Below are 6,298 nucleotides of genomic sequence, written 5' to 3'. Positions count from 1 at the left end.
CTTCCCGAACTCAGAAGTGAAACCTCTTAGCGCTGATGGTAGTGTGGGGTTACCCATGTGAGAGTAAGTCATCGCCAGCTCATTATTCGAAACACCCCCTGACTCGTGCAGGGGGTGTTTTTTTATGTGCGGAGAAAAGGGAAAAATAAGAAGAAAAGCAGAAGAATAGAATAGGAAAATGAATAAGTTAAAGTGACGAATAAATGAATATTTCTGAATCAAATATAAAGTTAATAGTCTTCAATATTTCTATAAAGTTTATTGATCCGCTGAAATAATTGATTGCGTTGCAGCTTTAAGCATATATAAGACTTGGCCTAATAAAATGTCCTTATCAGTCAATGCCACAATAATCATGGGGTGATTTTGCGCAGCAACAGATGTTAGTATTGCTTTTCCATTTTCTGCATCTAAGGTTATATTCTGACAACCAACTAAATGAATTTCTTTGATAAATGCTGACACCATTGCAAGGATAGAGCTGCTAACCGCTGCTAACTTGCTATTGTTATATTGCCCACGTTTGTAAACACTCGTCAGCTCAAATCCATCTGTTGAACACACCATGATGAAATGAACCCCGCGTGCATTGTTAATAATATTATTTATTTGTTTACGGGTATGTTGTATTAACTCATTCGAAGCGGTGCGTTTTGTGACATTAAACATTAGTAGCTCCTTATGCAGTGATATAGTGATTTACTTCGATTGAGGTAATTAAAGCTTCAAGTAGCAGTAAAACGTCAGATTTTTTGCGACAGTCGATAAAGAATAGGGGCGAATATAAGTCCTGACTAATCAGCCAATCTTTGTAGATAGCAGTATTCGTTGAACTTGTGATTTCGTCTGTATGGGTAATTCCAATGGCTATGTTATCTGTATAGTTTTGGAAGGTTTCTAAATAGCTTTCGAGTTCACTTAAGGGGTTATTAACATTATGATCAATCAGAATAATCGCCCCAATTGCGCCTTGACAAATCACTGGCCAAATAAAATCAAAACGACTTTGTCCAGGGGTACCATATAAACCTATTTTTAAACCATCTTCTAAGGTCACTTCTCCGTAGTCGATACCCACCGTAGTTTCAAGTTTTTGATGGCTGGTTTGATCTGTATTAAACGCCTCGGTCAGTAAAACTGGGATATCAGAAAGTGAACGGATCGCTTCAGTTTTTCCAGCACCCATAGAACCAGCAAAGACAATTTTATATTGCTGAAGAATCATGTTTGATGTCCTATTCTAAAATCCAAATTTACGGCGTAATTTATGAAAGAAGTTTTGCACAAAGTTCTTTTCTTCTGTTGGTTCATGTGTTTCAGGTGGCGTGTAATGTTTATCCCAAAGATTTATTTTTTTAATATTCAGTGATGCCATATTCGCAGCAATGAACTGTCGAACGGTGCTGAGGGGTATATCATATTGTTCTGCGATCGCTGATATCTTTGCGCCCTGGATAAAGCATGCAGAAAGTTGAAAAATTTGTTTATGAGATAAATTTTCAGCAGGTTTTGGCCAGCTTAAAATTCGAAAATGACCATCTTCAGGAACTGTTTGGTAAAAATTCGGAGTTTGCCAAAATAGATTCCATATCCAGTCTTGAAGGATGACGGGGTGCTTTCGACTTACATGGGTCATATCTTCAATTGATGCGAAATCATATTTAAAACTAGCATCTGTGTGTTGAAGTTGACGCTCGAGGTTGAGCCAAGCTATATTTTGCGCGGTATCGATTACCGCTATTGTACCTAGATCATCATATAGGTGTAATTTTTCATGGTTATCTTCTGCATACATTTTTTTGAAGTAATCATCCTCCAAATTAAAATCGCTAAAGCTCTGGATTTGATCATGTTGAGCATGCTCAATGGATTCGTTAAGGTCATTATGGCTGACGAGATGTTTATCAATCCATTGATTGAGCTCTTGATTGTCGTCTACGGGAAGGAACAGCGTATTGTTTCTGACACGCCCTGATTGTTGGTTGTCTTTCGAGATCTTGAGCCAAGGTAAAGCGCGGCGCGTTAATATTTTTTGAATTCCTTCGGTATCAAAAAAACGCTCATGAATAAATAAGCAATCGAGATTCATATCAGATGCACTTTTCCATTGGATATTAAAGTGCTGTGGAAAAATTGCGTAAAGCTGATGTTTGAGTTGATCTGAATCATGAATACTTAATCCAACAATGCCGATATTGATATATTGCTTATTCATGGTGTTCCTCGACTAATTTTATTCAAACCTGTAAAACATTTTGGGAATAAAAAACCCTCTTATTGGCATAAGAGGGTTGGGTGAAATTAAGCAAAATCTAAATTTTTTTCATAGGTTTTTAATTCGTGTCGAGCCATGGCTAGGTTTGCTTTGGCACGATCAAGTACTAAATATAAGAACACGGATTCATTATTTTCCAGTGGACGAATCAAGTGATACTGCTTTCCTAAGGTAATTAAAATATCGACAATGTGATCATCTAAATTGAGTGACTGAGCAACACGTCTTTTGGAGCGAACCACTTCAGTATTTCCAGCAGCTGCTAATTCTAAATCAATATCTCCACCGCCTTGTGTCGCCATAGCTAGGCCACTTTCACCGTCTACCAGTGCCGCTGCATGAAAACCGTCGATTGTTGTGAGTGATTCTAATGAAACTTTAGCCATTTTTATGCCCCTCTTTTAGGTTATACATGATTATTATTTGTAGATATTTAGGTAATTAAACTAGCGTTTTTAACTACATAATTTAATTATAGGAAGCGTATGGGGCTTTGCAATAAAATTAATTTTTTGCTTTAAAAGGATAATATTTTCTAAATATAGCGTTAAGTTTTAGGATTTAAAAAATGTGATTTAATTTGCTATATATATTTTTTATGTATTTTAGAACTTTATTTTTGATATAAAATTTACCAAAAATTCAAATGTAATATTTTGTAAATGGTGTGACAAAACTCAATTTTTGCAGAATAAAGCTGAGTGATTTACATAAAGAAAACAAAAAGTGATCTAAAGGCGTGTAATTTAAAATATTCGATTTAAAAAAACCTGCTTAAGAAGCAGGTCATTGTTTTAGACAAATGAAGCCACTTAAGCAAAAATATTACAAGCTGCAGATGCCAGAATCCATAAAATCACCACTGCAACGATAGGCTCTACAATTTTTGACCAAGTTGGCACTTGTACTTCAGTTGTCACATCTTCTTGAGTATGTTGTTGATTAACCATTTGATTGAACTCCTTCATTGATGTTTCTAATGATATCTCTTCTTGCAGATTTGGTTTAGAACCAAGAAGCTCTGTTAGGTTGTTTGTTGACCAAACCCAATCATCCGCTTGACCAGAAAGGTGCTCAATTTGTCCATTGAGTAATTCTTGAATGCTTTGTGGTGAGTGTGAGCCGGTATCATGAAGTTGCTTTAATTCATTTAATTGTAAATGAAAAATTTCAGTTGTTAGGTGTTCAAGTTCAGAGCGTTCTAATATTGATGCATTCGATGGATTGGTGGTCAGATGGCGTGAAACTTCTTGAATATAGAGTTCATCTGGATGAGTAATTTCTTGATAAACCTTTTGAGCATTATTGCGGAGCTGATGAATCAATTCACCTAAAGTTAATGCATTAATTTCACGTATATGTTGACGTTTTTCTTCACGATTTAAATGACTTAAAAGCGTAGGCTTTTGAGATTCTATTTGTTCGACAAAATATTGTACTAAATCAAAAGCCATTATTCGCTTCCTTATTCTTTAATCGAGCAACCTTAAACCTGGTTTTTTCTTCGGCTGCTCTTGTTGTTCTTGGTCGTTTGATTTTAAAGCATTTTGATCATTCTGAATACCTTCATATTCTTGAGGATCGAAGAACATGCCTTGACCATTTTCACGTGCATAGATACCTAGAACAGCAGAAAAGGGGATATAGAGGTTTTGCGAAACGCCACCAAAGCGTGCAGAGAAAGTAATCGTCTCATTGCTCATGTGTAGCGCATGCGTTGCATGAGGTGCGATATTCAGGACAATTTGACCATCTTGGATATATTGAACTGGCACCATCGTACCATTCTGTGTCGCATCGACAAGTAGGTACGGTGTAAGTTGATTGTCACAAATCCATTCATAAAGTGCCCGTGTTAAGTATGGACGCGTTGGAGTGAGTTGTAGTTCTTGTTCAGACATAATGCTTACTCGAATATTAATGGGAAATTAATTTTTTGCTAAAAGCTCGCTATAGCGATTTTTTTCCTGCAATGTCATCGATTTGATAAATGCAGGACGGCTAAAGATGCGTTGGCAATAGAGAAATATAGGGCGGCATTGCTGTTTGGGAAGCTCAATCCCCATGGCTTTTAGGCGCAGAAATACAGGTGCGAGCATACAGTCTAACATGCTAAATTGTTCAGACATAAAATAAGGATAATGCTGAAACAAGGGGGTTAGTGAAATGAGTGTATCACGCAATTGTTTTTGTGCTTTTTGCTTGGCTTTTTCATTGAGGGTATCGGGATGGCGAAGCATAATATCGGCAAGTCTTAACCAATCTTGTTCGAAGCGCCATACATATTGACGTTGCTCTGCACGAGGCATGGGTGCATCTGCATACAGTTTATTTTGACGATATCGGTCATCCAGATATTCGGCAATAATACTGCTGTTATAGAGTTTTAGGCCATTTTCAATCATCATCGGAAGTTGATTGTAGGGATTTAAACTCGCAAGATCTTCGTCTTCATCATCAGCAATAATTAAATTATGTTTGATTTGCTTCTCTGCAAGTACATAGCGTATCCAGTGTGAGCGAAAGTCATCCGCATGACTGTAAAGCGTAATCCCTTGGAGAGGTGCATTTTCGACTGACATAATCCGAGACGATGAGAAATGAATAAGATAGGATACTAAAATTAGACAGTAAAATCACGGGGACTTTAGCAATATCAATGCAGCTACAGTGAAAATTACAGTTTTGTTTTATTTGATAGCTTTTCATGTCATTCATTTACCTGATTGTCACCGCATGATGACCATTGTACTTGTACAAAAATTATTATTTTTAGCTGCTGTTATTTTTATGGGCATTGGCTTTTATACGGCACTCGCTGGAGGTTATGCCTCTGATTATGGAGCAGAGGATGATAGCCCAGAACAAAAAAGCAAAATGACCATCTCTACAATTACACTAACATTGTCGGTTATATGCTTAATTGCGAGTTTGAGTCTCTTTGTTTATCGGATCGTTATTCTATTTGCATCATCTTCATAAAAAATTAAGACATAAAAAAACCTTGGCATAAGCCAAGGTTTTTTGTCCGATTCGGTAAACGAATTAACGTTTAGAGAATTGAGGACGTTTACGAGCTTTACGTAAACCAAGTTTCTTACGTTCAACTTCACGAGCATCACGAGTAACGAAACCAGCTTGACGAAGAGCAGGTTTAAGAGTTTCGTCAGAAGCGATCAATGCACGAGTAATACCGTGACGGATAGCGCCTGCTTGACCACCGATACCACCACCAGCAACAGTGATGTAAAGGTCATATTTCTCAGTAGCTTCTAAAAGCTCAAGTGGTTGGTTAACAACCATACGAGCAGTTTCACGACCGAAATATTGTTCTAAAGAACGGTTGTTGATTACGAGTTTACCAGTACCAGCTGATAGGAAAACACGTGCAGTTGCGGTCTTACGGCGACCTGTACCATAGTTAGTAGCCATGTGCTGTATCCCTTAGATGTCCAAAACTTGTGGCTGTTGAGCAGTATGTGGATGCTCAGTACCAGCGTACACTTTCATTTTCTTGATCATTGCATAACCAAGAGGACCTTTTGGCAACATGCCTTTTACAGCACGTTCGAAGATTTCTTCTGGTTTGTGAGCAACTAATTTTTCGAAATTAGTTTCACGAATACCACCAGGGAAACCAGTGTGGCGATAATATTTCTTATCAAGTGATTTTTTACCAGTCACTTGAACTTGCTCAGCATTGATAACAACGATGTAGTCACCAGTGTCAACGTGAGGAGTATAAGAAGTTTTGTGCTTACCGCGTAAACGACGAGCGATTTCAGTCGCAAGGCGACCTAAAGTTTTGCCAGAAGCATCAACAACGTACCAGTCGTGTTGAACTTCAGCTGGCTTAGCGCTGAGAGTTTTCATTAAACCACTACCTATTATAGTTGGTTTGGACTATGGAAACTGTCCAAACAAAAGGAGACGCGATTCTATACGAATACGTGAAGAATCACAAATGAAAATATAAAATTTCAAGCGCTGTATTGTAGTATATTTCTTCAGCAATAAACAGCA

At 37.5% G+C, this 6,298-nt stretch carries 10 protein-coding genes; 1 reads left to right on the top strand and 9 read right to left on the bottom strand.

All coding sequences use genetic code 11. The features are described 5' to 3' along the window. Positions 1-258: 258 nt before the first annotated feature. The 7 genes from FTT92_RS12255 to FTT92_RS12225 form a co-directional block, all read right to left on the bottom strand. Positions 259-669, bottom strand: a complete 411-nt coding sequence (locus tag FTT92_RS12255; RefSeq protein WP_180172241.1) for a roadblock/LC7 domain-containing protein — start codon at positions 667-669, stop codon at positions 259-261. Positions 670-679: 10 nt separating this feature from the next. Continuing rightward, positions 680-1,225 carry an ATP/GTP-binding protein gene (locus FTT92_RS12250; protein WP_180172240.1) on the bottom strand — a complete coding sequence of 182 codons (546 nt, stop codon included), beginning with the start codon at positions 1,223-1,225 and terminating at the stop codon, positions 680-682. Positions 1,226-1,240: 15 nt separating this feature from the next. Continuing rightward, positions 1,241-2,215, bottom strand: a complete 975-nt coding sequence (locus FTT92_RS12245; RefSeq protein WP_180172239.1) for a hypothetical protein — start codon at positions 2,213-2,215, stop codon at positions 1,241-1,243. Between the two features lie 86 nt (positions 2,216-2,301). Beyond that, the gene (locus FTT92_RS12240; RefSeq protein WP_180022868.1) at positions 2,302-2,661 is read right to left on the bottom strand and encodes a roadblock/LC7 domain-containing protein; all 360 of its coding nucleotides are present in this window, start codon (positions 2,659-2,661) and stop codon (positions 2,302-2,304) included. A 426-nt stretch (positions 2,662-3,087) separates the two neighbouring features. After that, a complete protein-coding gene (locus FTT92_RS12235) occupies positions 3,088-3,729 on the bottom strand; it encodes a hypothetical protein (protein WP_180172238.1) in 642 nt (213 codons plus the stop codon). Positions 3,730-3,747: 18 nt separating this feature from the next. Further along, positions 3,748-4,176 (bottom strand): ClpXP protease specificity-enhancing factor, encoded by a 429-nt coding sequence (locus tag FTT92_RS12230; protein ID WP_078194278.1) that lies wholly within the window; start codon positions 4,174-4,176, stop codon positions 3,748-3,750. Between the two features lie 27 nt (positions 4,177-4,203). Further along, positions 4,204-4,857, bottom strand: a complete 654-nt coding sequence (locus FTT92_RS12225) for a glutathione S-transferase N-terminal domain-containing protein (RefSeq protein ID WP_180024986.1) — start codon at positions 4,855-4,857, stop codon at positions 4,204-4,206. An 88-nt stretch (positions 4,858-4,945) separates the two neighbouring features. Here FTT92_RS12225 and FTT92_RS12220 point away from each other — a divergent pair, with 88 nt between their 5' ends. Then, on the top strand, positions 4,946-5,257 hold the full coding sequence (locus FTT92_RS12220) for a hypothetical protein (protein WP_078194276.1): 312 nt from the start codon (positions 4,946-4,948) through the stop codon (positions 5,255-5,257). 63 nt (positions 5,258-5,320) lie between these two features. On the opposite strand, the gene rpsI is transcribed toward FTT92_RS12220, so the two are convergent. Together rpsI and rplM are read right to left on the bottom strand one after the other, a co-directional pair. Continuing rightward, positions 5,321-5,707 (bottom strand): 30S ribosomal protein S9, encoded by a 387-nt coding sequence (rpsI, locus tag FTT92_RS12215; RefSeq protein WP_078190115.1) that lies wholly within the window; start codon positions 5,705-5,707, stop codon positions 5,321-5,323. A gap of 12 nt (positions 5,708-5,719) precedes the next feature. Further along, complete coding sequence (gene rplM, locus FTT92_RS12210; RefSeq protein WP_004722943.1) at positions 5,720-6,148, bottom strand: 50S ribosomal protein L13; 429 nt, start codon at positions 6,146-6,148, stop codon at positions 5,720-5,722. Between the last annotated feature and the right edge of the window lie 150 nt (positions 6,149-6,298).

This window comes from Acinetobacter sp. YH12023 (assembly GCF_013420135.1).
Taxonomy (GTDB): domain Bacteria; phylum Pseudomonadota; class Gammaproteobacteria; order Pseudomonadales; family Moraxellaceae; genus Acinetobacter; species Acinetobacter amyesii.
The sequence above is the reverse complement of the archived record's forward strand: the minus strand, read 5'-3'. Positions and strand labels throughout refer to the sequence as shown.

Bases quoted from the DNA above. Each gene is read 5' to 3' on its own strand.
- FTT92_RS12250 (WP_180172240.1), bottom strand. From the start codon at position 1,225: ATGATTCTTCAGCAATATAAAATTGTCTTTGCTGGTTCTATGGGTGCT.
- FTT92_RS12240 (WP_180022868.1), bottom strand. From the start codon at position 2,661: ATGGCTAAAGTTTCATTAGAATCACTCACAACAATCGACGGTTTTCAT.
- rpsI (WP_078190115.1), bottom strand. From the start codon at position 5,707: ATGGCTACTAACTATGGTACAGGTCGCCGTAAGACCGCAACTGCACGT.
- FTT92_RS12255 (WP_180172241.1), bottom strand. From the start codon at position 669: ATGTTTAATGTCACAAAACGCACCGCTTCGAATGAGTTAATACAACAT.
- FTT92_RS12230 (WP_078194278.1), bottom strand. From the start codon at position 4,176: ATGTCTGAACAAGAACTACAACTCACTCCAACGCGTCCATACTTAACA.
- FTT92_RS12245 (WP_180172239.1), bottom strand. From the start codon at position 2,215: ATGAATAAGCAATATATCAATATCGGCATTGTTGGATTAAGTATTCAT.
- rplM (WP_004722943.1), bottom strand. From the start codon at position 6,148: ATGAAAACTCTCAGCGCTAAGCCAGCTGAAGTTCAACACGACTGGTAC.
- FTT92_RS12235 (WP_180172238.1), bottom strand. From the start codon at position 3,729: ATGGCTTTTGATTTAGTACAATATTTTGTCGAACAAATAGAATCTCAA.
- FTT92_RS12225 (WP_180024986.1), bottom strand. From the start codon at position 4,857: ATGTCAGTCGAAAATGCACCTCTCCAAGGGATTACGCTTTACAGTCAT.